General features: G+C 70.4%; 23 protein-coding genes and 1 pseudogene. 7 read left to right on the plus strand and 17 right to left on the minus strand.

The genetic code is table 11. The features are described from left to right. Both OH809_RS30140 and OH809_RS30145 read right to left on the minus strand, forming a co-directional pair. Positions 1-984 (minus strand): CapA family protein, encoded by a 984-nt coding sequence (locus OH809_RS30140; RefSeq protein WP_406515915.1) that lies wholly within the window; start codon positions 982-984, stop codon positions 1-3. Between the two features lie 26 nt (positions 985-1,010). After that, a complete protein-coding gene (locus OH809_RS30145; RefSeq protein WP_406515916.1) occupies positions 1,011-1,472 on the minus strand; it encodes an archease in 462 nt (153 codons plus the stop codon). A 296-nt stretch (positions 1,473-1,768) separates the two neighbouring features. Here OH809_RS30145 and OH809_RS30150 point away from each other — a divergent pair, with 296 nt between their 5' ends. Next, the gene (locus OH809_RS30150) at positions 1,769-2,698 is read left to right on the plus strand and encodes an LLM class F420-dependent oxidoreductase (RefSeq protein ID WP_406515917.1); all 930 of its coding nucleotides are present in this window, start codon (positions 1,769-1,771) and stop codon (positions 2,696-2,698) included. A gap of 342 nt (positions 2,699-3,040) precedes the next feature. Here OH809_RS30150 and OH809_RS30155 read toward each other — a convergent pair. Then, positions 3,041-3,157: pseudogene (locus tag OH809_RS30155) on the minus strand (GNAT family N-acetyltransferase); the annotation flags it as partial. 17 nt (positions 3,158-3,174) lie between these two features. On the opposite strand from OH809_RS30155, the gene OH809_RS30160 reads away from it, so the two are divergent. Further along, positions 3,175-3,396, plus strand: a complete 222-nt coding sequence (locus tag OH809_RS30160; protein ID WP_406515918.1) for a hypothetical protein — start codon at positions 3,175-3,177, stop codon at positions 3,394-3,396. Between the two features lie 57 nt (positions 3,397-3,453). Here the strand turns inward: OH809_RS30160 and OH809_RS30165 are convergent, their stop codons facing one another. Both OH809_RS30165 and OH809_RS30170 read right to left on the minus strand, forming a co-directional pair. Further along, positions 3,454-4,281, minus strand: coding sequence for a hypothetical protein (locus OH809_RS30165; RefSeq protein WP_406418933.1), 828 nt, complete (start codon positions 4,279-4,281; stop codon positions 3,454-3,456). Between the two features lie 799 nt (positions 4,282-5,080). Further along, positions 5,081-5,482, minus strand: coding sequence for a MazG-like family protein (locus OH809_RS30170; protein ID WP_406418931.1), 402 nt, complete (start codon positions 5,480-5,482; stop codon positions 5,081-5,083). A gap of 33 nt (positions 5,483-5,515) precedes the next feature. On the opposite strand from OH809_RS30170, the gene OH809_RS30175 reads away from it, so the two are divergent. After that, positions 5,516-5,761, plus strand: a complete 246-nt coding sequence (locus OH809_RS30175; protein WP_406418930.1) for a hypothetical protein — start codon at positions 5,516-5,518, stop codon at positions 5,759-5,761. Between the two features lie 32 nt (positions 5,762-5,793). Here OH809_RS30175 and OH809_RS30180 read toward each other — a convergent pair whose 3' ends face one another. The 3 genes from OH809_RS30180 to OH809_RS30190 all read right to left on the minus strand — a co-directional run bounded on the left by OH809_RS30180 (position 5,794) and on the right by OH809_RS30190 (position 8,159). Beyond that, positions 5,794-6,087 (minus strand): hypothetical protein, encoded by a 294-nt coding sequence (locus OH809_RS30180; protein WP_406418928.1) that lies wholly within the window; start codon positions 6,085-6,087, stop codon positions 5,794-5,796. 551 nt (positions 6,088-6,638) lie between these two features. Then, on the minus strand, positions 6,639-7,742 hold the full coding sequence (locus OH809_RS30185; protein ID WP_406515919.1) for a trypsin-like serine peptidase: 1,104 nt from the start codon (positions 7,740-7,742) through the stop codon (positions 6,639-6,641). Positions 7,743-7,814: 72 nt separating this feature from the next. Beyond that, positions 7,815-8,159 (minus strand): hypothetical protein, encoded by a 345-nt coding sequence (locus OH809_RS30190; protein WP_406515920.1) that lies wholly within the window; start codon positions 8,157-8,159, stop codon positions 7,815-7,817. A gap of 222 nt (positions 8,160-8,381) precedes the next feature. Between OH809_RS30190 and OH809_RS30195 the strand changes: the two genes are divergently transcribed. Then, positions 8,382-8,867, plus strand: a complete 486-nt coding sequence (locus OH809_RS30195) for a hypothetical protein (RefSeq protein ID WP_406515921.1) — start codon at positions 8,382-8,384, stop codon at positions 8,865-8,867. Between the two features lie 277 nt (positions 8,868-9,144). Here the strand turns inward: OH809_RS30195 and OH809_RS30200 are convergent, their stop codons facing one another. The 4 genes from OH809_RS30200 to OH809_RS30215 all read right to left on the minus strand — a co-directional run bounded on the left by OH809_RS30200 (position 9,145) and on the right by OH809_RS30215 (position 13,296). Further along, entirely contained in the window at positions 9,145-9,807 is a 663-nt protein-coding gene (locus tag OH809_RS30200) for a ScbR family autoregulator-binding transcription factor (RefSeq protein ID WP_406418920.1), read from the minus strand. Between the two features lie 422 nt (positions 9,808-10,229). Continuing rightward, the gene (locus OH809_RS30205; RefSeq protein ID WP_406515922.1) at positions 10,230-11,117 is read right to left on the minus strand and encodes a PhzF family phenazine biosynthesis protein; all 888 of its coding nucleotides are present in this window, start codon (positions 11,115-11,117) and stop codon (positions 10,230-10,232) included. A gap of 165 nt (positions 11,118-11,282) precedes the next feature. After that, positions 11,283-12,056, minus strand: coding sequence for an SDR family oxidoreductase (locus tag OH809_RS30210; protein ID WP_406418916.1), 774 nt, complete (start codon positions 12,054-12,056; stop codon positions 11,283-11,285). Between the two features lie 238 nt (positions 12,057-12,294). Then, positions 12,295-13,296, minus strand: coding sequence for a Gfo/Idh/MocA family protein (locus OH809_RS30215; RefSeq protein ID WP_406418914.1), 1,002 nt, complete (start codon positions 13,294-13,296; stop codon positions 12,295-12,297). A 79-nt stretch (positions 13,297-13,375) separates the two neighbouring features. On the opposite strand from OH809_RS30215, the gene OH809_RS30220 reads away from it, so the two are divergent. After that, positions 13,376-14,683, plus strand: a complete 1,308-nt coding sequence (locus OH809_RS30220; RefSeq protein WP_406418912.1) for a multidrug effflux MFS transporter — start codon at positions 13,376-13,378, stop codon at positions 14,681-14,683. Positions 14,684-14,727: 44 nt separating this feature from the next. On the opposite strand, the gene OH809_RS30225 is transcribed toward OH809_RS30220, so the two are convergent. Next, the gene (locus OH809_RS30225; RefSeq protein ID WP_406515923.1) at positions 14,728-16,056 is read right to left on the minus strand and encodes a hypothetical protein; all 1,329 of its coding nucleotides are present in this window, start codon (positions 16,054-16,056) and stop codon (positions 14,728-14,730) included. A gap of 187 nt (positions 16,057-16,243) precedes the next feature. Here OH809_RS30225 and OH809_RS30230 point away from each other — a divergent pair, with 187 nt between their 5' ends. Further along, complete coding sequence (locus OH809_RS30230; RefSeq protein WP_406515924.1) at positions 16,244-17,245, plus strand: small ribosomal subunit Rsm22 family protein; 1,002 nt, start codon at positions 16,244-16,246, stop codon at positions 17,243-17,245. On the opposite strand, the gene ddaH is transcribed toward OH809_RS30230, so the two are convergent. Next, positions 17,242-18,090 (minus strand): dimethylargininase, encoded by an 849-nt coding sequence (gene ddaH, locus OH809_RS30235; protein ID WP_406516298.1) that lies wholly within the window; start codon positions 18,088-18,090, stop codon positions 17,242-17,244. The two genes, OH809_RS30230 and ddaH, sit on opposite strands and share 4 nt — an antisense overlap. Positions 18,091-18,626: 536 nt before the next feature. Here ddaH and OH809_RS30240 point away from each other — a divergent pair. After that, positions 18,627-19,373: a bifunctional DNA primase/polymerase gene (locus OH809_RS30240; protein ID WP_406418907.1), complete on the plus strand. Its 747-nt coding sequence runs from the start codon at positions 18,627-18,629 to the stop codon at positions 19,371-19,373. Between the two features lie 98 nt (positions 19,374-19,471). Here OH809_RS30240 and OH809_RS30245 read toward each other — a convergent pair whose 3' ends face one another. The 3 genes from OH809_RS30245 to efeB are packed head-to-tail and all read right to left on the minus strand — an operon-like array spanning position 19,472 to position 22,631. Further along, entirely contained in the window at positions 19,472-20,407 is a 936-nt protein-coding gene (locus tag OH809_RS30245; RefSeq protein WP_406418905.1) for a hypothetical protein, read from the minus strand. Further along, a complete protein-coding gene (gene efeU / locus OH809_RS30250; RefSeq protein ID WP_406515925.1) occupies positions 20,340-21,311 on the minus strand; it encodes an iron uptake transporter permease EfeU in 972 nt (323 codons plus the stop codon). Before efeU ends, OH809_RS30245 begins: the two co-directional genes overlap by 68 nt. A 33-nt stretch (positions 21,312-21,344) precedes the next feature. Continuing rightward, positions 21,345-22,631 carry an iron uptake transporter deferrochelatase/peroxidase subunit gene (efeB, locus tag OH809_RS30255; RefSeq protein ID WP_406418901.1) on the minus strand — a complete coding sequence of 429 codons (1,287 nt, stop codon included), beginning with the start codon at positions 22,629-22,631 and terminating at the stop codon, positions 21,345-21,347. Between the last annotated feature and the right edge of the window lie 11 nt (positions 22,632-22,642).

Here is a 22,642-nt window from a genome sequence, read left to right on the forward strand (position 1 = left end):
TCACCTCCAGTCGACCGTCAGCCGTCCGGTCCGATCGGCGACGGCGGTGCCGAACTCGGCGCAGGCGGTGGTGAACCGCTCGCGGATCCACTCCCGGTCCTCGCCGAGCGCCAAGCGGGTGTGGCAGTAGTCCAGGGCCAGCGGCACCGCCTCCACCTGCGCGGGAACCAGGTGTGCGGCATCCGGGCCGTCCAGGGTCACCAGGAAGAGGAGCCCGAGGTCGTTGCGCAGGACCGGGTCGACGGCGTAGTCGTCGACGAAGTCACCCAGGTCGTAGAGGATGCGGTCGGCGATCCCGTGGAAGACATGGGCGGAGTGCCCGGCGACCAGCGTCGCTCCCGCCGCCAGCAGCTCCGGGGCCGCGGTCGACACGCGGCGCGGCGGCCGGGAGGTCATGTTGGGACCCCAGTGCGGAGTCACCAGCACGACATCCGCGGCCGCAGCGGCCCGGGCCACCGACTCCGTCAGCCAGCCGGGCACGCCCGCATCGAGATCGGCCCAGGCGACACCGGGACTGTCCTCCCCGGCCGCGTACTCCTCCGGGTGGTCCGTGACGCCCACCACCGCCAGCCGCACTCCGCCCGCCTCCAGCACCGCGAACTCCCGGGCCGCGCCTGCGTTCGCCCCGGCACCGACCGCGTGGACGCCCGCCCCGGCCAGCAGGGTGCGGGTGTCGGCCATGGCGTCGTACCCGTAGTCCAGAGCATGGTTGTTGGCGAGCGTCACACAGTTCACCCCCAGTTCGGCCAGCGCCTTCGCGGCGGCGGAGGGAGCGCGGAAGAAGAAGGCCTTTCGCGGGTCGGGCCAGCGGTGCCCGCGGTCGGAGACACAGCACTCCAGGTTGAGCACGAACAGGTCCGCTTCCGCGATCGCCTCCCTGACCCCTGCGGAGACGAGCGTCTCCGGCACCGGCGAGCGGCGCAGCTCCTCGGCGACGCCGCGCCCGAGCATGGTGTCGCCGGCCAGTGCCACCGTGAGCGCCATGATTCCGTCCCTTTCCCGCCCTGTACTCAGACGTCGAGGGTCACCCGGCAGGTCCAGCCGCCGGGGCCGCCGCGCAGCTGCAGGTCGTGCAGCGAAACGGCCTTGGGTACCGCACCGACCGGCACGGTGGTGCCGACGTCTGCCATCCGGAAGCGGACCGACAGCTCCCGGCTCCCCCCCGCCGACCGGATCGGCCCCACCTCCACATCGAGCGGGATCTCACCGTCGGTATCCATCCGGTAGACGACCTCCTCCAGGACGGACACCAGCAGATCCTCGTCGGACTGCGCCGCGACCACGCATTCGCGTTCCCCGGCGACTGCGGCCCCGGACGTGTCGGCGAAGCCCTCCACCACCGCGCGCACCGCCTCGCCGATGCAGCCCTCGGCCGTCGGCGACCACGCCTCCACCCGCATGTCCGCGGTGTGCGGCACAGCCCGGTGGCCACGCGCGCCGGGCTGCTTCGCCACAGGTTCCCGACCGTCCACGGCCGGCACCTCTCCGTCGTCTCCGGATGCACAGCCTGATGCCGAGTTCTCCGAGCCGCAGGCGATGCCTCCTCCAGGGTCGTCCCGTACACGGCCTGGGGGCAAGCTGGACGAGGCGATGCACGCGGTCACCGGCCACGGGGCAGCCGGCAAGGGTGTCCGGGTCTCGGCCATCACGACCTGGAAGCCACCCGTCGGCGCGCACATTCACCCGTCCTTACCCACCTCGTTGACCGCAGGCAATCGGCGGATGACATACGGTAGTTGTCTCGTCGTCCTCGTGAAGGAGTGCACGCATGCCGGTCTCGCTCGGTCTCGGTCTTCCGCAGATGAAGCAGTACGACATCGGTCACGACGTGGCCACGGTGGCACGCGCGGCGGAGGAGGCCGGGTACGAGAGCCTGTGGGTCTTCGAGCGCGTGCTCTTTCCGGAGCCGGCCACCCAGGGGCTGTACGGCGTACCGGGGCTGCCGTGGCCCGATCAGTACCGCAGCGTCGCCGACCCGCTGGTCACCCTCACACTTGCCGCCGCGGCCACCGACCGGGCCCGGCTCGGCACCAGCGTCCTGGTCGCCCCGCTCCACGTACCGTTCCAGCTGGCCCGATCGCTCGCCTCGATCGACGTCGCGAGCGGCGGCCGGGTGATCGCGGGCCTCGGAACCGGCTGGTCACTCGACGAGTACGCGGCCGCCTCGGTCGCCCCCTTCGAGAAGCGCGGCGCGGTCCTGGACGAACTGCTGGACGTCTGCGCGGCCGTCTGGGGCCCGGACCCGGTCTCGTACCGGGGCGAGCTGACCACCATCGCACCGGCCGAGGTCGGCCCCAAGCCCGTTCGCCCCATCCCGGTCTATCTGCCGGCCAACAGCCCACGCGCCACCCGCCGGCTGGTGGACCGGGCGGACGGCTGGATGCCTGTGGCCATGGGTGCCACGGCACTGGCCGAACAGTGGCGGCGGGTACAGGACCTGGCGGCCGAGCGTGGCAGGCAGAGGCCGATCGAGGTGTGTGCCCGTGCCAATGCGAAATACAGCGCCAAGCCGTTCGAGGGCGCGGACCGGCAGCCCTTCCAGGGCAGCGTTGCCCAGATCGTGGAGGACCTGGTGGCCCATGCGGCAGTGGGCGTGCCGGAGATCCTGCTGGACCTCCAGGGAACGACGCGAGACGCCGCCGAACTGGCTGATGTGGCGGCCGAAGTATATCGGGCGGCCCGAGCGGCGGGCGTCTGACGGTCGCACCGAGGAAGCACCGGTCCGCCGTCCGGCGGGACGGATCGCGGCGGCCGACAGCACGCCACCGCATCCGCCCCTCGGCTTGCGACGGTGCCTGCCCGAAGCATGAGCGGGTGTTCACGATCGGGTGCTGGTCACCTACGCTCTGTCGGCCGCGGACCGTGGGGGCACTGGCGGACTCCGTACCCCGTGCGGGCGTAGGCAGCCGCCGTGCGGGCGTCGGCAGCCGATGCGGTGGCGCACGGTGTGGCGGATGACGATGCTGGGGCGGCCACCGGTCATCTGAACCGGACGTGCCGACGGGGGCCCGGTTCGCACGGCGCCCGTCGGCAAGCTCGCTCAGGCCAGTCGCAGATCGATGAAGGGCACACTGTCACCCGGCAGCACATAGCGGTCGACTTCGACGAATCCGTGCGCGTGCGCGAACCGCAGCCCATCCGCGTTGGTCGCCAGGACAGTCGGCCCGCTACGCCGTGCTGCGTACCCTGCCGACCGGTCTCAGTGAATGGGCGGTTCATCCGGGTCTCGGCGACGAGGAGGCGCAGGCGATCGAGCCCGACGGCCGGCGGGTGCGCCGGACCGACTACGAGTTCTTCGTCTCGCCGGAGGCCCGCGAAATCCTCCAGGAGGAGGGAATCGTGGTGATCGACTATCGGCTCCTTCAGGAGAAGTGGGCCCGGACAGCAGCGGAATGACGGAACCCGCCACGCCGGTATCGGAGTCGCGGCCGCCGGGACCTCTGTTGCGGTTCGCTACCAGGAGGACGTGGGGCTGGTGGTGACCTGCCATTGATCGAGGATGCCGTCCCAGTCATGCATCGGTGCGGAGTTCATGGTGGTGTGAGAAGCCTGCTGGTCCCACGTCGTCGCCTGGTCCCACGTTGTCGCCTGGTGCGACGGGCGATGCTGGGTGGGGTAGTACCACTGCTGGGGCTGGGACACGGTGGGCGCCTCGGCGCCCTCGACGCGGCGGTGACGGCCGGAACGGTCCAGAGGCTGAGGGGCCTGGGTGAGGCGGCCCTGCGCCTCCAGGTACCGGGTGCGGGCGACGAGGCGGGGGAGGTCGAGGCCGAGCTCGCCTGCCAGTACGGAGAGGTCGGCCCCGGTGCTCCACGCACCGACCAGAACCGCGTCCACGGCCGACGACGACACCATTCCTTGGACCGCTTCGTCGGCAGCGTCCGGGGTGCCCGGGGCCTGAGGGGTGCATGGAGGTGGGGCCGGAGCATCATGGGACACCGGCCTTTCCTCCGATTCCGGGTACGGCGGGCGCCTGTCCGCGTCCTCGGGAGGCAGCTCGTGCGCATCGGCGGCGTGGTGGTCCAGGAGCGCCTTGGCGATGGCCCGGGCATCGTCCTTTCCCACGGTGCGGCGAGCCATGCGCACTTCGCGTTCATGGAGCCCGAGGAGATCCGCGACGGACCCGTCGCTCCCCAGCGTCACCGCGAACGCAGCCAGCGTCCGCATACGGTTCGCCTGTTGCTCGTCGAGGGTGCTCTGCGCATCGCGCACGTCCTCGTCATTCCTGAAATACGCACGCGCCAGTACGGCATGACGCTCCCACAGCTCCCTCGGTTCCATGTCGGTACCAACGTCCCGCTACAGGATTTGAAGCGATTTTCGACTGAAAGGCACCAAGAAAGGTGAAACTCCATCTAATCTTGCCGTGTCGGACGGTAGTTACCCAAATGGCGGCTGATCGTTACCACCGTCATGAACGCACCCACATCCGCTACCGCCATCGGCAGAGGCTCGGCGGCAGCCATTCAGCACCCCTCGCAGGCCCCACGCCCCTCTCATGCCCGGCTGCGTCCGAGGCCCCAGCTGGATGTGGCTCACGGAGCGCGCGCATCGCGCGAGCAGCTTTCCGGCGCGTTCATGCCGGGCCAGTCTTATGCAGACACGGCAAGTGACACACCGCTGTACGCCGAACTGGTGGCAAGTTGGTCAGCATGCGCCGCCACGGTGCCCGGCATCCCCGACTCCGAATGGCAGCGCCTGACCTCCTATCAATCCTTCCTCTGTGAAGTCGAGTCGGTCCTCAGAGACCTCCGCCCCCACCGCGCCCCCGACACGCTGTGCAGCCCTGCCGGTCCATCGGCCTACCCCATGGCCCTGAAGCAGACCCATGACGCCGCCGACGGTCGCCCGCATACGAACTGAAGGCTGTCCGGCGCGCATTGCGCGGCCGCTCCCGTCGCCGCGACACAGGGACGGCAACGGGAGCGGTGGAATCGGTGGCGGTAGAGGTGACGGACAGGCCAGGGAGCGGTGCCCCGGGCGAGGGTGCCGGCCCCGTACACGCCGGCCTTCGCCGCCCGACTCCATTCACCCAGCCGATGAAGAGGGCGGATGTCGCTGCCCGGTAGGGGAGCGGCCGTCAGGAGCCGGGGGCGCCGTCCGCCTCGCCGGTCCCCTCCTGCGAGGGCACCCGTGCCGCGATCCGGCGCAGATGCCCCGCGAAGACCTGGGGCGCCTCGGGGGTGAGGGTGCGGAGGGCGACCATCGCCGTCACGATGACGTCGCAGAGTTCCGCCTCCACGTCCTGCCAGGAATGGGTGACGCCCTTGCGCGGGTTGTGACCGAGGGTCCCGATGACGGCCTGGGCGACCTCGCCGACCTCCTCCGAGAGTTTCAGCATCCGCAGCAGGAGATCCTGCTCGGGGCGGATGCCGGTTCCCGCGTCGAGCCAGCTGAGGAGGTGGTCGATGGTGTCCCAGGGGGACCGGTCCGCATCGTCGGTGTCCGTACCGTCCGGGCGGCTGGTCGTGTCGGCGTTCATGGGGTCCAGCCTGCCACGTCCGGACACCGGTGCTTGTCCGCGACCGGAATCCTGCCCCCGGCAGGACCCGCCGAGCTCGTCGGCACCATCGGCCGGGCCGTCCTCGACGCCCTGCACCCCGGCCGCCACCGGCACCGCGTCAAGGCTCGCACCCGCAAGAACCCCACCAGCAAGTACGGACCGAACGCCGGACAACACCCCACGACCAGTCAGAACTACACCGTCCACACCACCGTCACGTTCTTCGAACACGGGCTCTCGAACCGCTCACGGACGTAAACGCAACGGTGTTGCGGTCAGCAGACACACCCTCATATCTGCGCGGCTCCCGGCACGGCTGCCAGCATGTCCGCTTCGGGGCCAGGGACGGGGTGCGGATGAGGCCGGCCATGGGGGATTTGCGGCCGCGCGGGAATGCGCGGAGCAAAGGCAGGCACGCCCGTCCTGGCAGCGCCGCCCGTCCTCGCCAGGTCGAGGACGGCTCCGGCCAACCGGGATACGGCATCGGGAACCTGGCGGAAACTCGGGAAGTCGTTGATGTCGACGATCACGGGGCCGTCGGGGCCGAGCACCACGTCGATGCCGTACAGATCGAGGCCGAACACCGCTCCCACCTTCGCCGCCGCTGCGGCCACCTCGGCGGGCAGGGGACGGCTCCCTCGTCGACCGGCCCGTCCGGGTGGAGCGGGGAGCGACGCAAGGTCGCGTGGAACTCACCCGCGAGACAATAGACCTTCAGATCGGAGCCCGGATTGGACACGTAGGGCTGTGCGATGAGTTGGCCCTCCCCCGCCTGCTCCACCTCCGCCAGCCGCCCCGGTTCCGACACGAGCCGCACCCCACGCCCCGAGCTGCCGTCGGCGGGCTTGACCACCAGGGGGAAGAGCTCGTCGGGAACACCCGCGAACAGCGTGGCCCTCGGTGCCGAATAGGTCACCGGAACCGGTAGCCCGTGCTGCCGCGCGATGACCGATGTGAGGACCTTGTCGCGCACCGCGCGGATCGACCGCGCATCATTCGTCGGACCACGTCAAGCGGCATGCCGTCATGCCGGTACAGCTCCGCCCAGGCCCAACTGGCAGCGCAACAGGCCGGCCAGTCGGCCGGCCTGTTGCTCGTCGAGCGCGGTCGGCGCCGGACCCCGAGCCCGGTACGGTCAGGCGCTGTCGTTCACGGCGTTGATGACGTTTGCAGCGTTGAGGTCATGCAGCGAGGAGATCAGGTCGTCGTTGACGCGCTTGCCCGTCGTGGCGTCCTCCTGGTAATGGCTGTTGGCACCGATGATCTGCGGGTTGTAGTTGAACGCGCCGATGAACATCGGGCCGCCGCTTGCGCCCTTGCCCATGTCGCAGTCCATCTTGACGCGGTCGTCGGTGGGCACCCACCACCAAAGGTCCTCGGTGTTGCCGCGGCAGTACATCATGCGCTCGCCGGTCATGTCGGTGCGGTTGTAGCCCTCGCCCGGGTAGCCGACGGTGAAGGCGTCCGCGTAGTCGGTCTCGCCGCCGAAGCGGTAGCCGAGGCCGCCGATGTTGTCCTGGAGGTTGCCGTAGCCGGCCAGCGGCTGGAGCACGACGGCGGCCAGGTCGCTCTCGAGCTGGTCACCGCCCTCGGTGTACGAGCTGGGGGCGTACTTGCGGTCCTCGACCCACTCGCCCCACGGCTGCTGGCCGTCCTTGTACCCGGGGATGAACCTGATGTTGCTGAACCAGCCGGCCGCACCGCCGCTGCCCGTGTGCACGCAGTGACCCGCGGTCCAGACGGTGTTCTTGGTGTCGGAGACGATCACCGACGCCGTGCAGTGGCCCGTGTCGCCGTTGGGCTTCTGGTAGAGCAGCTTGCCCACGACGACATTGGGGATCGAGGTCGAGTAGGGCACCTCCTGCGCGACGGTGATCTCCTGGGCAACCGCGGCCTCGGTGCCCGCAGTCTGCAGGGTGGCGGTCCGGGCCGCAGGGGAGTCCGACGTGGGCCGTGCCGCGTCGACGGAGACGGGCTTGGCGAGCCTTCCGGATGACGGCTTCCGGTCGAGGCCTCGCTTCGGGTCGGCCTTCAACAGCGGCTCGGGGTGCGCGAGGGCTTCCCGGGTCCGCTCCGGGGTCCAGAACTCCGCCACTTCCCGCGCCGAAGGGGTGTCGGTGTCGACGGCGACACCGGGGTTCGCCTCGTTCTGCCCCTGCGCGACGGCAGCGGGGGCCAGCAGGCTGCTCAGGAGGGCGGAGGTACATGCCGCCGTGACGGCTATGCGCTTGAGGTTCATCTCTCCCTTTCGTAAATGGCATGGGCATGCCATTCGTGTTCCTTCATGTGCCCCGGTGGCGCCACCGGGCGTCTACCAGCAGCGCGGGTCGTAAAGGACTGTCCAGCCGGAGCACAGGTCGACGCCCATGTCGTCGTTCGACGCGTCGGCATGCTCGGCGTACTCCCGCCCCCACGCTGCCCTGATCTCCTCGGTACTCATGGTGGAGGTGTTGGGCAGCTCCTCGCCGTCCTCGGCCAGCAAGTCATCCCACATGCGGATCAGTTCGGCCCGGTCCGGCTGCTCTGCGACATCGACGTCCACGGAGGGGGCGTCGTCCTGGGCGGCGACGGAGAAACCCACCGCCGACGCGGCAAGTGCGACGGCCGCGACGGTGATCCTCTTGCGGCCGGGTGTCCGGTGCCGGTCGTTCCTCATCGCTGCTGCTTCCTCTCCCCGAGCTGCTGCTGCGGAGGCTCAACGTATCGCGGACCGGACACACAAGATCAGTTCTGCCGGCCCCGGCCGGGAGCCTTCGCCAACGGTGCACAGCATGTGCATCTGTTCCGCACCGATCCCCCCAACCGCGCTGTCGACAGGGCTCCGATGAAAGGGCTTCCCCTGTCGAGGAATTGCCCACAGCGCCACCGTCGGTTGAGGTTGAGGGCGGACGGTCTGCGGGTCTTCCAACTGACGTACGCGGATGTGAAGGAGTGGCAGCGCCGGGTCCAGGACACGGGGTACGCGGGTGCGGGTCCTGCTTCCCCGGTCTGGCGGCCGTACGGGGACGAGAGCGAGAAGCGAGCACGCCAGTACTACGCGAACGTACGCAAGGGACTGCCCGGTGAGCTCTCGGAGACCGGGTGGGTCAATCCGGCGGATCTGCTCGTCGCGTATCTGCGTGACCCTTCAGCCGACCGGTGGCTGTGGCGGGCGGAGGCGGCAGTCGCCGGGCTGATCGGTGCGGGGGCGCGCGGCGGTCCGGTGGACGCGGTCGGCGAGCAGATCATGCGGGCGCTGGGTGGTGCGGAGCCGACCGTACGGCCCGGTGAGCGGGTTCAGGTATACACGGCCGAGGATGTGTCGGCGTGCAGGCTGGTGTTCGCGGTGGACGCCCGGAACCGCCGCCCTCGTGGACAGCACTGACCGTCATCGATGACGCGGACAGCGTTTTCTCGGACGAGGAGGCGCACAGCGGCGTTGGCGGGGCTGGCTGTACTGGAGCAATCTGCTGCAGTTCCTGGAGCATGGCGGAGGTGACAGCGTCCAGCTGACAGCGGGACTGCTGGACGGCTTCGCGCCCGAGACGCTGGGGGTCGCGGGCGATGCGGGGCTGCTCACCACGATGATCTCCCTGGAGGCGATGGCCGCCGGAACCGAGGGAGGCAGTGCAGCTGAGGCCTCACGCGCATCGGCCAGGCATTCAGCCGGTGGCGCCGGCCTGGCTCGGCACGGATTCCAGCCGCGAGAGCAGCCGCCCGCCGCGATCCTCGGACATGTCGAGCGTGGCCAGCACGGTGGGCGTCGAGATGCTCGGCAGGACGTAATGCAGCAGTACGGAGATCCGGCGCCCCAAGTCCTCACGCCGGCAAAGGACCTGGGACATCACCTGGATTCCGGAGAAGGCGCCCGCCAGCAGCTCGGCGGTCTCACGCGGATGCACGTGTGGCAGCAGCTCGCCCTGGCTCCTGGCAGCGCTCAACAGATGTTCGAGCCGGTCGATCCAGGCCCGGAACGGTGTGCCCCGGTCGAGCCCCTCGACCGCCTGGTCCATCGCCAGCCCGACACTTGCCCTCACCAGGGGTTCGTGGCGGAGCCGATGGGCGAGAATCATCCCCTGGTCCACCAGCTCCTGAAGCTTCGTCGGCTGCGGCGGCAGCGGGAAAATGTCCAGCTGGACGTCCATCACGCCGAGCGCCAGCTCTTCCTTCGAGCTGAAGTGGAAGTACAGCGCGCCCTTGGTCACCCCCGCCCGGGCGAGGATCTCGCTGATGGTGGCGCTGCTGTAGCCACGCTCGTCGAACACGGCGGCGGCCGCCACCAGGATCGACCGTCGAGTCTGGATCGCACGCGCCTGCTGGGCCATCAGCTACGAGTCTCTCTGGTCATGGCGTGGTCGGCGCCACAGGGGTCTGACTGAAAGGGGAAACCGGACTGCCAGTATCTTACGGCCTGCCCCGCGACAGGAGTGGGCTCCCGGCGCCCCGCGACTCCGCTTGCGGCGTCGTCGTCAGTCACCGACGCTCCGCGTCGACTCCGTCCTCCGCCTTGCCATCGAAGCCGCACGACGCCGCTCGCCGATCCACCCCCTACCGCGGGGGAGGCCGTTACTGCTGGGGTGGTCGGCCTTCCAAGGGCTTTCCCGTAATCCCTGACGGGCGCACGACGACAGCTACGGCACCTCGCCGTGTTGTCGAAACGTCGACCGCGAGCCGGGCACGGGCTTCGGCACCGCCCACGCCCGGCACACCCCTCGGTGACGTCAGCAGTCCGCCCTCGGCCGGTTGCTCACTCCGCCGCGGGGATACGCGTTCCCGTGCCGCTCACCCGCACCCGCGCGTCGCCCGCGCGCAGTTCGACCGTGAGCGTGCCGGGGCGGCCCATGTCCCGGCCCTGGTGGAGGGTGAGGACCGCGGCGTCCGGGACGAGCGCCAGCTCGCGCAGGTACGCGCCGAAGGCGGCCGCCGCCGCACCCGTCGCCGGGTCCTCGACCACGCCGCCGACCGGGAACGGGTCGCGGACGTGGAAGACGGTCGCCGACTCGCGCCACACCAGCTGGACCGTGGTCAGGTCGAGCCGGTGCATCAGCGCTTCGAGGCGGGCGAAGTCGTAGTCGAGGTCGGCGAGGCGCTCCCGGCTTCCGGCGGCCAGCACCAGATGACGGGCGCCCGCATAGGCGATCCGTGGCGGCAGGGCCGGGTCCAGGTCGCCGGCAGGCCAGTCCAGGGCGGCCAGCGCCTCGGCCAGGTCGTCCGGGGCGGCATCCATGACGTGCGGTTCGACGCTCGTGAGGGTGGCGCGCAGTTCGGTGCCGTCCTGGGCGACGGTGACCGGGACCGTACCCGCCTGAGTGGTGAACACCAGGTCGCCGGGGCCGTTGCGCTCGGCGAGGGCGATGGCTGTCGCGACGGTGGCATGGCCGCAGAACGGGACTTCGGCCTTCGGGCTGAAGTAGCGGATCGTGTAGCCGCGACCGCCCGATTCGCCCGATTCGCCCGGAGTGCCCGGTCCGGTCAGGAAGGCCGACTCGCTGTAGCCGAGTTCCGCCGCGATCGCGAGCATCGCCGCGTCGTCGAGACCGGACGCGTCCAGGACGACCCCCGCCGGATTGCCGCCCTGCGGGTCGGCGGAGAAGGCGGTGTAGCGCAGGACCTCGGTTTCTGAAATCTCACTCATGACGCTGCTCAACCCTGCCGCGGTCCAGGGCATTCCCGCCGGCGCGGGCCGGCGCCCCGGACCCCGGGCTCAGTGGCAGTCTTGACGCCGGTACCCCTCTTCGTCCGGGAACAGGAGTCCAGGAGCGTGCCGCTCGGCTCGATCGGCGGCGCGCGCAAGGAATCGTCAGCCCCGGCCCACGTACGGCATCGTTGTTGCCAGGACCGTCGCGAACTGCACGTTGGCTTCCAGCGGCAGCTCCGCCATGTGCACCACCGTCCGGGCCACGTCCGCCGCTGCCATCACCGGCTCCACCGCCAGTTCGCCGTTGGCCTGGAGGATGCCCGTCCGCATCCGCTCCGTCATCTCCGTGGCTGCGTTCCCGATGTCTATCTGGCCGCAGGCGATCCGGTACGGACGGCCGTCCAGCGACAGTGACTTCGTCAGCCCGGTCATCGCGTGCTTGGTCGCCGTGTACGCCACTGAGTGGGGGCGCGGCGCATGTGCGGAGACCGAGCCGTTGTTGATGATCCGGCCGCCCTGCGGGTCCTGCTCCTTCATCTGCCGGTACGCCGCCTGCGCGCACAGGAAGGCCCCTGTCAGGTTCACATCGACGACCGTGCGCCAGTCCTCGTAGGAGAGCTCCTCGACCGGGACGGAGCGCGGGCCGAACGTGCCCGCGTTGTTGAACAGCAGGTCGACCCGGCCGGTCCACTCCCGTACGGAGGAGAAGAGCGCGTCCACGTCCTCGGGGCGGGAGACGTCGGCGGGGACGGTGATCGCCCGGGCATCCGGCCCGGCCAGTTCCACGGTCTCGGCGAGGGGTTCGGGGCGGCGGCCGGCGAGCGCCACCGACCAGCCGGCCCCCGTCAGAGCGAGAGCCACAGCGCGGCCGATCCCGGAGCCGGCGCCCGTGACGACGGCCGTCCTCGCATCAGGGTTCAACCGTTTGTTGCTCATGACGCCGCAGCGTACGCCTTTCGCCTCAAGAGTCGCCGCAGGGCGGCCGGTTCGGGCTCGCGCGGCGCCGCTGCGTACCGCGCGTACATCACGCTGGGCCAGGAGCAGGCGCGCGCCGGCTACCGCACGGTGTCGGCCGGCATCACGCCCGGTGCGCCCCTCACGACCGCCGGATCGTTCGTCACGGAGGTGGGGGAGCAGGGCCTCACGCCTGCGTGAGGCCCTGCCTCCGTCCCGGTCAGCCGATGTCGTCCGCCGGGTAGCGGACGCCGATGCGGTCACGTACCGCATCGAGCGTCCGCATCACCGCCAGCGATCCGTCCAGCGGCACCAGCGGCGACTCCGTCTCACCCGCTCGCAGCGCGCGCAGGACCTCCGCCTGCTCGAACTGCATCCCGCGGAGCCCGTCGCCCGCGGCCCCCGCGGTGAACTCCTCCGGGTCGTGACCCTCCCGGTGCAGCACGAACCGCTCCGGGTAGAAGAAACCGCGCGGGAAGTCGATCCGCCCCCTGGTGCCCGTGACCGACGCGGTCTGCGGGGTGTCGGCGGTGACCGAACAGCTCAGCAGCGCCGTGGCCCCCGACTCCCAGCCCAGCAGCATGCCGGTGTTCAGATCGACGCCCTCGGGGGAGAGCAGCGCATCGGCCTGGACACGGTCCGGCTCACCCAGCAGCAGATGCGCGAACGACACCGGGTACACCCCGAGGTCCAGCAGCGCGCCGCCGCCCAGCCCCCGGTCCCGCAGCCGGTGGTCCGGGCCGAACGGACCCGCGAGCCCGAAGTCGGCCTGCACGGTACGGATGTCGCCGATGGCGCCGTCGGCGATCAGTGCGGTCAGCCGCCGGACGACCGGGTTGCAGTACGTCCACATCGCCTCCATGAGGAAGAGGCCACGGTCCCGGGCGAGCGCCACGAGCTCCTCCGCCTCCCGGGAATTGAGGGTGAACGCCTTCTCGCACAGCACGTGCTTTCCGGCCTCCAGACAGAGCGCGGTGGCCTCCCGGTGCGCGGAGTGCGGCGTGGCCACGTACACCACGTCGACCTCGTCGTCGGCGGCGAGCCCGGCCCAGCTGCCGTACGCCTTCGGTATGCCGAACCGTTCGGCGAACGCCTTCGCCGACGTGTCCGTACGGGACGCCACGGCGACCACTTCCGTGTCGGGCATCGCCTGCAGGTCAGCGGTGAAGGTCGCGGCGATGCCACCCGTAGCCAGCACGCCCCAACGCACGGTTCTGCTCATGCCTGCTCCCAAGAAAAGGTCTCGACCACTCCGGCTGAGCTGAGAGCATAGAGGCGGTTTCAACTATTTGGAGATGAGAATGCCGGAGACCGGCGTGAGCGGAGCCCAGCACGCAGACATATCGAGTGCCACAGCCGGGACCGGGGCCGGCGCGAGCACCGGTGTCGGGCCCGCCACCACCGCCGCGGCCCGCCGCACCGCACTCCTCGTCACCCTCGCCCTCGGCGGTCTCACCGCACTCCCGCCGCTCTCCATGGACATGTACCTGCCGGCTCTGCCGGCGGTCACCGACGCCCTGCACGCCCCCGCGGCCACCGTCCAGCTCACCCTCACCGCCTGCCTCGCCGGAATGGCGCTCGGCCAGGTCGTCGTCGGACCGATGAGCGACCGCTGGGGCAGGCGTCGGCCGCTGCTCCTCGGCATGGTGGTCTACGTACTCGCCACCGCGATCTGCGTCTTCGCACCCACCGCGGAACTCCTCATCGGGTTCCGCCTCCTGCAGGGCCTGGCGGGCGCGGCCGGCATCGTCATCGCCCGGGCCGTCGTCCGTGACATGTACGACGGCGTGGAGATGGCCAAGTTCTTCTCCACCCTGATGCTGATCTCCGGCGTCGCACCGATCGTCGCGCCGCTGATCGGCGGACAGGTGCTGCGGTTCACCGACTGGCGGGGCATCTTCGCGGTCCTCACCGTCGTCGGCGTCGTGCTCACCCTCGTCGTCTGGAAGTGGCTGCACGAGACGCTGCCGCCGGAGGAACGGCACACCGGCGGGATCGGCGACGCGCTGCGCACCATGCGCGGGCTCCTCGGCGACCGGGTCTTCACCGGCTACATGATCGCGGGCAGCCTCGCCTTCGCCGCACTCTTCGCGTATGTGAGCGCCTCGCCATTCGTGGTCCAGGCCATTTACGGTGCCTCGCCGCAGACCTTCAGCCTGCTCTTCGGCATCAACTCGATCGGCCTGATCACCGTCGGCCAGATCAACGGCAAGCTGCTGGTGGGCCGGATCAGCCTGGACAAGGCGCTCGGCTTCGGGCTCGGCGTCATCGTCCTCGCCGCGGTCGCACTGCTGCTGATGACGTCCGGTGTCTTCGGCGAGGTCGGTCTGGTGCCGGTCGCCGCCGGCCTCTTCGTCCTGATGTCGGCGATGGGGCTCGCGATGCCGAACACCAACGCCCAGGCGCTGATGCGGACCAAGCACGCAGCGGGTTCCGCCTCGGCGCTGCTCGGTACGTCGTCGTTCCTGATCGGAGCCGCCGCCTCACCGCTCGTCGGGATCGCGGGGGAGGGGACGGCCGTCCCGATGGCGGTCGTCCAGGTGGTGTGCGCAGTCGGCGCGATGGCCTGCTTCCTGGGCCTGTGCCGACCCTGGCAACGGCAGTCGTAGAAGCTCGGGAACGACCCGGAGTGTCCGCGGATCACGGACGGGGCCTAGCGGGGCGCGCGCGGGTAGCCGAGCAGATGCAGCCGGTCCAGCTCGTCCGTCCACCGGAACACGCCGACGCCTGCCTCCGCCTCCGCGCCCGGCAGCCGCACATTGGACGGCAGCCCCTCCGGGGTCCCCGTGACGACCTCGACGGCGACCGGGCGGCCGCCGCCGTTCAGGGCGTCCGTCGCGTTGCGCACGTTCGTCGCGCCGTACGCGATGCCCTCGTCCGTGACGGAGGCCAGCGTCAGCCGCTTCGAACCGTCCGGTGCCTCCAGGCAGAAACCCTTCTTCGCTGTCAGGTCGAAGGCGAGATTGCCGGCCACCAGATAGCCCCCCGAGGGCGACATGACGGCCTGCGGGTACTGGCCCGGTTTGATGGCCACCTTGTTGCACTCCACCGTGGCCACCGGTTTCCCCGTCTCCGCGTCGTGCACCGCCCACAGGTCATGGGTCTGCGCCGGCTTCTGCCCCTTGGCGAGCTGCCACTTGGCCAGCACCCAGCCGGGGGCCACGGTCGTCGGGATCCCGCTGGTGCGGTCGGTGTTCTTCGGGGCGACGTTCCGGCTGAACCAGCCGCCCTGCACCCAGAACTCCCGCGCCCCGCTCACCAGCAGGCCCTTCTTCGTCAGTCCGAACACCTCGGTGAGCTGCTTGCAGGACGGGCAGTCCTTCGGGTACTTCAGCGCAGAGGGAGCGATCTTCGAGATCTGTCCGGTCGCCGGGTCGACCACCACACTGGTCGTCCGACCGTCGCTGATCAGGATGTCGGGGCCGGAGGCGATCACGCTCGGGGCGGAGGACCACGGCACCTCGATGCGCCGCCGGGCGCCGTCCTTCACGTCGTACACATCGAGGGAGACGATCGTGTCGGCCGGGGTCAGCGCGTTCACGCCGACCTTTCCGTACGTCCAGGTGACGAAGTACTCCAGGTCGTTCTTGGTGACCAGGAGCAGCTTCGGGGAGTGCTTCGAGGCCGGCGGCCGCCAGTTCCCGCCCTTCCAGCCAGCCCTTCCGGTCTCCGAGTCGATGGTCTCCAGCCGGTACTGGCTGTCGGCGACCCGCAGCAGATAGCCGAGGCGTCCCGTCGTCCTGGAGATCGCGTAGTCGGGGGAGATGTTGACGAGCTCCCAGCCGCTTTGCGTGGTGTACGCGGGAGGAACCGTGAGCTGCGTCGCCGGGCCCGGACCCGTGGGCGTCGGCACCGGTTTCGCCGGCTTGTCGGCACCCTTCCGGTCCCGGCTGCCCCCGGCACCGCACGTGGCCAGCAGAAGCAGCAGGGCGAGTACGAGCACCCCGGCGACCAGAGTCAGGCGCACGATCTTCTGTCTCATGGTCCCCTCCGATGAGCAATCCTGGCGTCGCGCCGGTCAGCGTAGCAACTGGCCAGGTTTTACCCGCAGTTCGGATCCGGCGCTGTATTGCGAGGGTCCCGTGCCGGGCGACGGGGCGCAGGACGGGACAGTCACCGGCCGGGGAACGGCCGGGGCACAACCCGTCGTATCCGCCTACAATTCGTCGGTGAACGTCACCCTCTCCACCGCGGAAGCCCTGCGCACGGCGCTGGCCGGACTCCTCGACGGGCTGCCGCCCAAGCAGGCCGCGCAGGCCGTCGACCGGCTCATCGCCAACTACCGGGGGACCACCCCCACCGATGCCCCGGTGCTCCGCGACCGCTCGGACGTCGCCGCGTACGCCGCGTACCGCATGCCCGCGACCTTCGAAGCGGTACGGTCCGCCATCGCCGCGCTCCGTGAGGCCGCTCCGGAGTGGACGCCCGCCACGCACACCGACATCGGCGGCGGCACGGGTGCGGCGAGCTGGGCCGTCGCCGGGGCCTGGGAAGGCCAGCGGACCACCGTCCTGGACTGGGCCGAGCCCGCGCTCACCCTCGGCCGCGAGCTCGCCGAGGCCTCCGGCATCGAGGCCCTGCGCACCGCCGAGTGGCGGCGGGCCCGGATCGGTGCAGGACTGGAGCTCGACCCCACGGACCTGGTGACCATCAGCTACGTACTCAAGGAACTGACGGCGCAGGCGCGCACCGGGCTGGTCGACACCGCGGCGGCCGCCGCACAGGCCGTCGTGATCGTCGAGCCGGGCACCCCCGACGGCTACGCCCGCGTCATCGAGGCCCGCGACCGGCTGATCGCCGCCGGACTGACAGTAGCCGCCCCGTGCCCGCACAGCGACGCGTGCCCCATCGAGCCGGGCGCCGACTGGTGCCACTTCTCGGCCCGGGTCAGCCGCTCCTCGCTGCACCGGCAGGTGAAGGGCGGCTCGCTGCCGTACGAGGACGAGAAGTTCAGCTATGTCGTGGCGACCCGCTTCGCCACCGAACCGGTACGCGCCCGGGTCACCCGCAAGCCGCAGATCCGCAAGGGGCAGGTGCTGCTGGACCTGTGCACCCGCGACGAGGCCCTGCAGCGCTCCACGGTCACCAAGCGGCACGGCGAGCTGTACCGGGCCGCCCGGGACATCGCGTGGGGCGACGCCTGGCCGCCGCCCCACGGTGAGCGTGACTAGTGCCCCTGGCTCCGCAGCTCCTGGGTGCAGCACTTCACGCTGCCGCCGCCCTTGAGCAGCTCGCTCAGGTCCATCGGGACCGGTTCGAAGCCGCGCGCCCGGAGCGGGTCGAAGAGGCCCGCGGCGCCCTGCGGCACCAGCACGTGGAGCCCGTCGCTGACCGAGTTGAGGCCGAACGCGGCGGCGTCCGCCTCCTCGGCGATCAGTGCGTCGGGGAAGAGCCGCCGCAGCACCGACCGGCTGCCCGGCGAGAACGCGCCCGGGTAGTACATGATTTCGTCGCCCGCCTCGTCGAGCACGCAGAGGGCCGTGTCCAGGTGGTAGTAGCGCGGGTCCACCAGATCGAGGCCGATCACCGGCCGGCCGAAGAACTCCTGCGCCTCGTCGTGCGAGAGCGGACTGGACCGGAAGCCGCGCCCGGCCAGGAGGTACGAGGAGGTGACCGCGAAGTCGCCCTCGCCCTCGTTGACGTGGTCCGGCTCATGGATCTCGGTGAAGCCGTGGTCCCGGAACCAGTCCCGGTGCGCCTCCGCCTCCGCGTACCGCTCCTGGTAGGCGAACCGGGCGCCCAGCACCCGCCCGTCGACGACGGTGGCGCCATTCGCGGCGAAGACCATGTCGGGCAGCTCGGGGCGCGGGGTGAGCAGCTCGACGGTGTGGCCGAGCGCACGGTAGCGGTCGCGCAGGTCCTCCCACTGGGCCTGCGCCAGCGGCAGATCGACCGGCTTGGTCGGGTCCATCCACGGGTTGATGGAGTAGGTGACCTTGAAGTGGGCCGGGGCGCACATCAGGTAGCGGCGCGGCGTGGCTGCACGGGGCGCCGGAGCAGTGGCTTCGCGGGGCAGGGGGACGGCGGCTTCACGAAGCGATGAGGGTGTGGCTTCACGAGGCAATGAGGGCTCCTCACGGACGGCAGGGGTTGCCTGCAGGGTGCCGGGGCTCGCACGGGTCTGTGCGTGAGCTCATGGTGCGCCGTTCGGAGCTACCGCGCAGTGAACCGATCGGGTGGTTCTGCGGGATGCTCCGTAACGTCTACGGAGCGGTGCGGAGACGGTACGTCTCGCCTTGCTCCGCTCCTGCCGTGACGGGCATGGCAGAGAACAGGCCGCCCGGCCCCGGCCGCCGCAGCGAGCGCTGCTCACCCACGCGTACGCGGACGCGCTCGTCGACCACGACCTGCACGGTCTGGCCTCCACTGAGTCATGCCGCGCCACACAGTCACACCGAGCCGGGCACAGCCACGCCTATCATTTCCGGACAAAAGAGCGCAAAGGGCCCTGCTCAGGGCATCGGTCGGCGCCCCCGCTTCAGGACTCTGGCCACCCGGGGCGCAGGATGGTGGGACCATAGGGGCAGGGGCAACGCTGAGGTAAGGGGATTGATGGGCGCCGATTTCGGCCGTTCTCGCGGCACAGAGAGCAAGTTTTCCCAATGGCTGCGCCGGCGACCCAAACCGCAGCAGCGCGCGGTCGACGACACCGCCCGGGAGGCGCTGCTCCTGGCCGTCGCCGAAGCCGGAATGCCGATCGCGCCCGCCGCCCACCCGATCGGCTACCGATGTTCGTGCGAACGCATCGGCTGTCCCACTCCCGCGAGACACCCCGTCTCCTTCGCCTGGCAGACGCAGTCCACCACCGACCGCGCCCAGATCGAGCGCTGGGCCCGCAGTCAGCCGCAGGCCAACTTCATCACCGCGACCGGCATGATCCATGACGTCCTCGACGTGCCGTTGACTGCGGGCAGCCAGGCACTGGAGCGGCTCATCGCCGCGGATATCGACGTCGGCCCGGTGGCCGTGTCCGGCGAGGACCGGATGCTCTTCTTCACCGCCACCCGCGGCACCCCCGAGGACGAGGACGAGTGGTGGCCCTGCGAGCTGGACTGTCATCCCGAGACCATGGACGAGCATCCGGGACTGCGCTGGCACTGCCGCGGCAGCTACGTGCTCCTGCCGCCCGCCCTGCTCCCCGGTGAGCTGGACGTGCACTGGGTCCGCGGGCCGGAGAACCCGCTGCCGGACCCGCTGACGCTGCTGGAGACGCTCACCGACGCCTGCGCGCAGTACGCCGATGCGGCGGACCAGAGCGATCTCGACCACGGGTCGGTGGCCTGGCCGCTCGGCCGCTGAAGCCGGAGCGCGGGGCCTGACGAGCCCTGCGCCCCCGTCTCCCGGCTCACGGCTACCGGATCGCGGGGCACGGCTCCCGGGTCCACAGCGTTACGGCGTCACGAGCCCTTCGCCGCCGTGAGCCCCGGCAGCCGGTTCAGCATGATCACCTTGGCGCCGTTCGCGGCGCCCTTCTTCGGGACGTACACCATCTCGCTGGAGATGCGCTCCTTGGTGAGGGTGGTCTTCACCTCACCGGTCAGCAACGCCTGCACATCCGCGTTGACCGGCGGACGCAGCCCCTTCGCCGCGGTCTGCTGCTCGAAGTGCTTGCTGCTGAAGAAGACCAGCGCCCCGCCGTCCTCGGTCTCCAGGCCGAGCGGACCGAACGTACCGCTGTCCAGCGGCTGGTCGATGTACTGGTACGAGAAGCCCGCCCGGCGGGTGGTCCTGCGCACGTCCCGCCAGCCCGAGGTGGCGGCCCCGGGGGCGAACACGTCCGGCGTGCCCTTCTGTAGATACTCCGTGTACTGGGTGCCCAAGTCCTTGGGCGCCACGGAGAGTTCACTGCTGTCCGTGGCCACCGGCCGGGCCCGCCCGTCGCTGTCCTTCGCGAAGGCGGGCACCGCGGCAGGCGCCACCACCGACAGATAGGCGGCCCGCCACCCGGCGTCGGGCCCGGACCTCAGGAAGACGATCAGCCAGCGGGTGTCCTGCTTCCCGCTGTCCTGGTCGCGGTTCGAATCGGTGTCCGCGACGAACCAGCGCGGCCAGCCTGCCTTCTTCGGGATGACATAGGTGGCGTCGGTCAGCTCCAACGGCCTGTGGTTGGCATTGCCGCCGGGGTTGTTCTTCTGCCGCGCCTTCAGGCCGGCCTGGTTGATCGCGCCGAGCGAACCGGTCACCCGGTCCGCGTCGAGCGCGGGATCGTAAGCCTTGTCCGCCGCGTTGTAAGCGGTGGTGAAGTCCGCGAGGGCCTTCGCAGCCTCAGACTTCGTCGCCGCCGGTACGACTTCCAGCTCGCCGTGCACCGTCACGCACCCGCTCGCCGTCATGCTCAGCACTGTCGCTGCCGCGAGCCCCGTCGCCAGCCGAATCGGCCTCAGGCTTCTCATCCGTTGCTTTCTGCGCCTTCTGATCCGTCGCCCGCACTGACCGTCCGAACCCTACCGGGGCCAGGAAGAGTGCGAGCGTGGGGATCAGATACAGCGCCCACACCGTGACCTGAAGAACGGTCGGGTCGGGCTGGAAGTTGAAGGTGCCCTTCAGCAGCGTGCCGTACCAGCTGTCCGGCGGAATCGTGGCGCTGATGTCGAACGCCCGGTTGTGGATACCGCCCAGGAACTCGGCCTCCTGCAGGTCGTGGATGCCGTACGCGAGCACACCCGCCGCGACGACCACCAGCATGCCGCCGGTCCAGGTGAAGAACTTCGCCAGGTTGATCTTCAGCGCACCGCGGTAGAACAGCCAGCCCAGCACCACGGCGGCGGCGATCCCGAGGAACGCGCCGATCATCGGGTGCCAGCCGTCGCCCGCGGCGTGCACCGCGCGCCAGACGAACAGCGAGGTCTCGAGCCCCTCCCGGCCGACCGCGAGCAGCGCCGTCGCGACGAGCGCCCCGGTGCCCATCGCGAGCGCCGCGTCCAGCTTGCCGTGCAGCTCTTTCTTCAGATGCCGCGCGGTGCGCCGCATCCAGAACACCATCCAGGTGACCAGACCCACGGAGATGACCGACAGCGAACCGCCGAGCGCCTCCTGCGCCTTGAACGTCATCTCCTGCGAGCCGAATTCGAGACCGGCGCCGAACGCCAGGCTGACGACGACCGCGATGCCGACACCGATCCAGATCGGCAGCAGTTTGCTCTTGTTGCCGGTCTTCACCAGATAGGCGATGAGGATACAGACGACCAGGCTCGCCTCAAGGCCTTCGCGCAGGCCGATCAGGAAGTTGCTGAACACGTTTCGGTTCTCCTTTGTCTGCTTCGAGTCCCGTTACGAGAACAGCGCCCGGCCCCACCAGTCGTCCTTGTCGCGGACGCCCGGCGGGACGGCGAAGTGCGCCGAACCCACGTGCTGGATGTACTCGTTGAGTGCGTCATGTGCCGCGAGGCGGCGCTGCAGCGGGATGAACGCCTTACGGACATCGCGCTGGTAGGCGAGGAAGAACAGCCCGGCGTCGAGCCGGCCCAGACCGTCCGTACCGTCCGTGAAGGAGTAGCCGCGGCGCAGGATCGTCGCACCGTCGTTGCTGTCCGGGTGGGCGAGCCGCACATGTGCGGTCGGCAGCATCGCCTTCAGGAACGGCTCGTCGCGTTCCTTCGCCTTGCCCACCGGGGCGCCCTCGCCCTTGTCCCGGCCGAAGACGTCCTCCTGCTCCTGGAGCCCGGCCCGGTCCCAGGTCTCGATGTGCATGCGGATGCGCCGGGCCACCAGGTACGAACCCCCGGTCATCCAGCCCGTCTTGTCCTTCTCGCCGACCCACACATGCTTGTCCAGGGCCGCGGTGTCGGTGCCGGAGATGTTCCGGGTGCCGTCCTTGAAGCCCATCATGTTGCGCGGGGTCTGGGCGTCGGGCGTCGTCGAGGACGTCTTGCCGAAGCCCAGCTGCGACCAGCGGATCGCGGTGCGGCCCATGCCGATTCTGGCGAGGTTGCGGATGGCGTGCACCGCGACCTGCGGGTCGTCCGCGCATGCCTGGATGCACAGGTCGCCGCCGCTGCGGACCGTCTCGAGATTGTCGCGGGGGAACTTCGGCAGATCGACGAGCGCCTCCGGGCGCCGGTCCTCAAGACCGAACCGCCCCTTGGCGAACAGCGAGGGACCGAAGCCTATGGTGAGGGTGAGCCGGGACGGCTTGAGCCCCAGCGCCTCGCCCGTGTCGTCCGGCGGTGCTTCGGCGAGGCCACCGTACGCCCCGTCGCCGACCGCATGACCGGCCGTCATCCGCTCGGCCGCCCGCGTCCACTCCTTGAGCAGCGCGATCAGCTCGGCCCGGTCCTTCGTCGTCACGTCGAACGCGGCGAAGTGCAGCCTGTCCTGGACGGCGGTGGCGATACCGGCCTGGTGCACACCGTGGAACGGCACCGCGGCGCCGCTGTCCGCGGCCGGCACCGTGTCGTCGCCCGTACGCACCGCGGCGACCGCGCCACCGGCCGCGACCGCGCCGAGCGCCAGCCCGGCACCGCCCCAGCCGAGCAGGGCGCGGCGGGACGGGGCACGTCCGCCGGCCGCGGCAGCGGTCTCTTCGCCGTCGACGGTGTTCTGTGTCTCCTCGGACATGCGCGAAGCCT

The sequence above is a fragment of the Streptomyces sp. NBC_00873 genome, from assembly GCF_045207415.1.
Classification (GTDB): Bacteria; Actinomycetota; Actinomycetes; order Streptomycetales; family Streptomycetaceae; genus Streptomyces.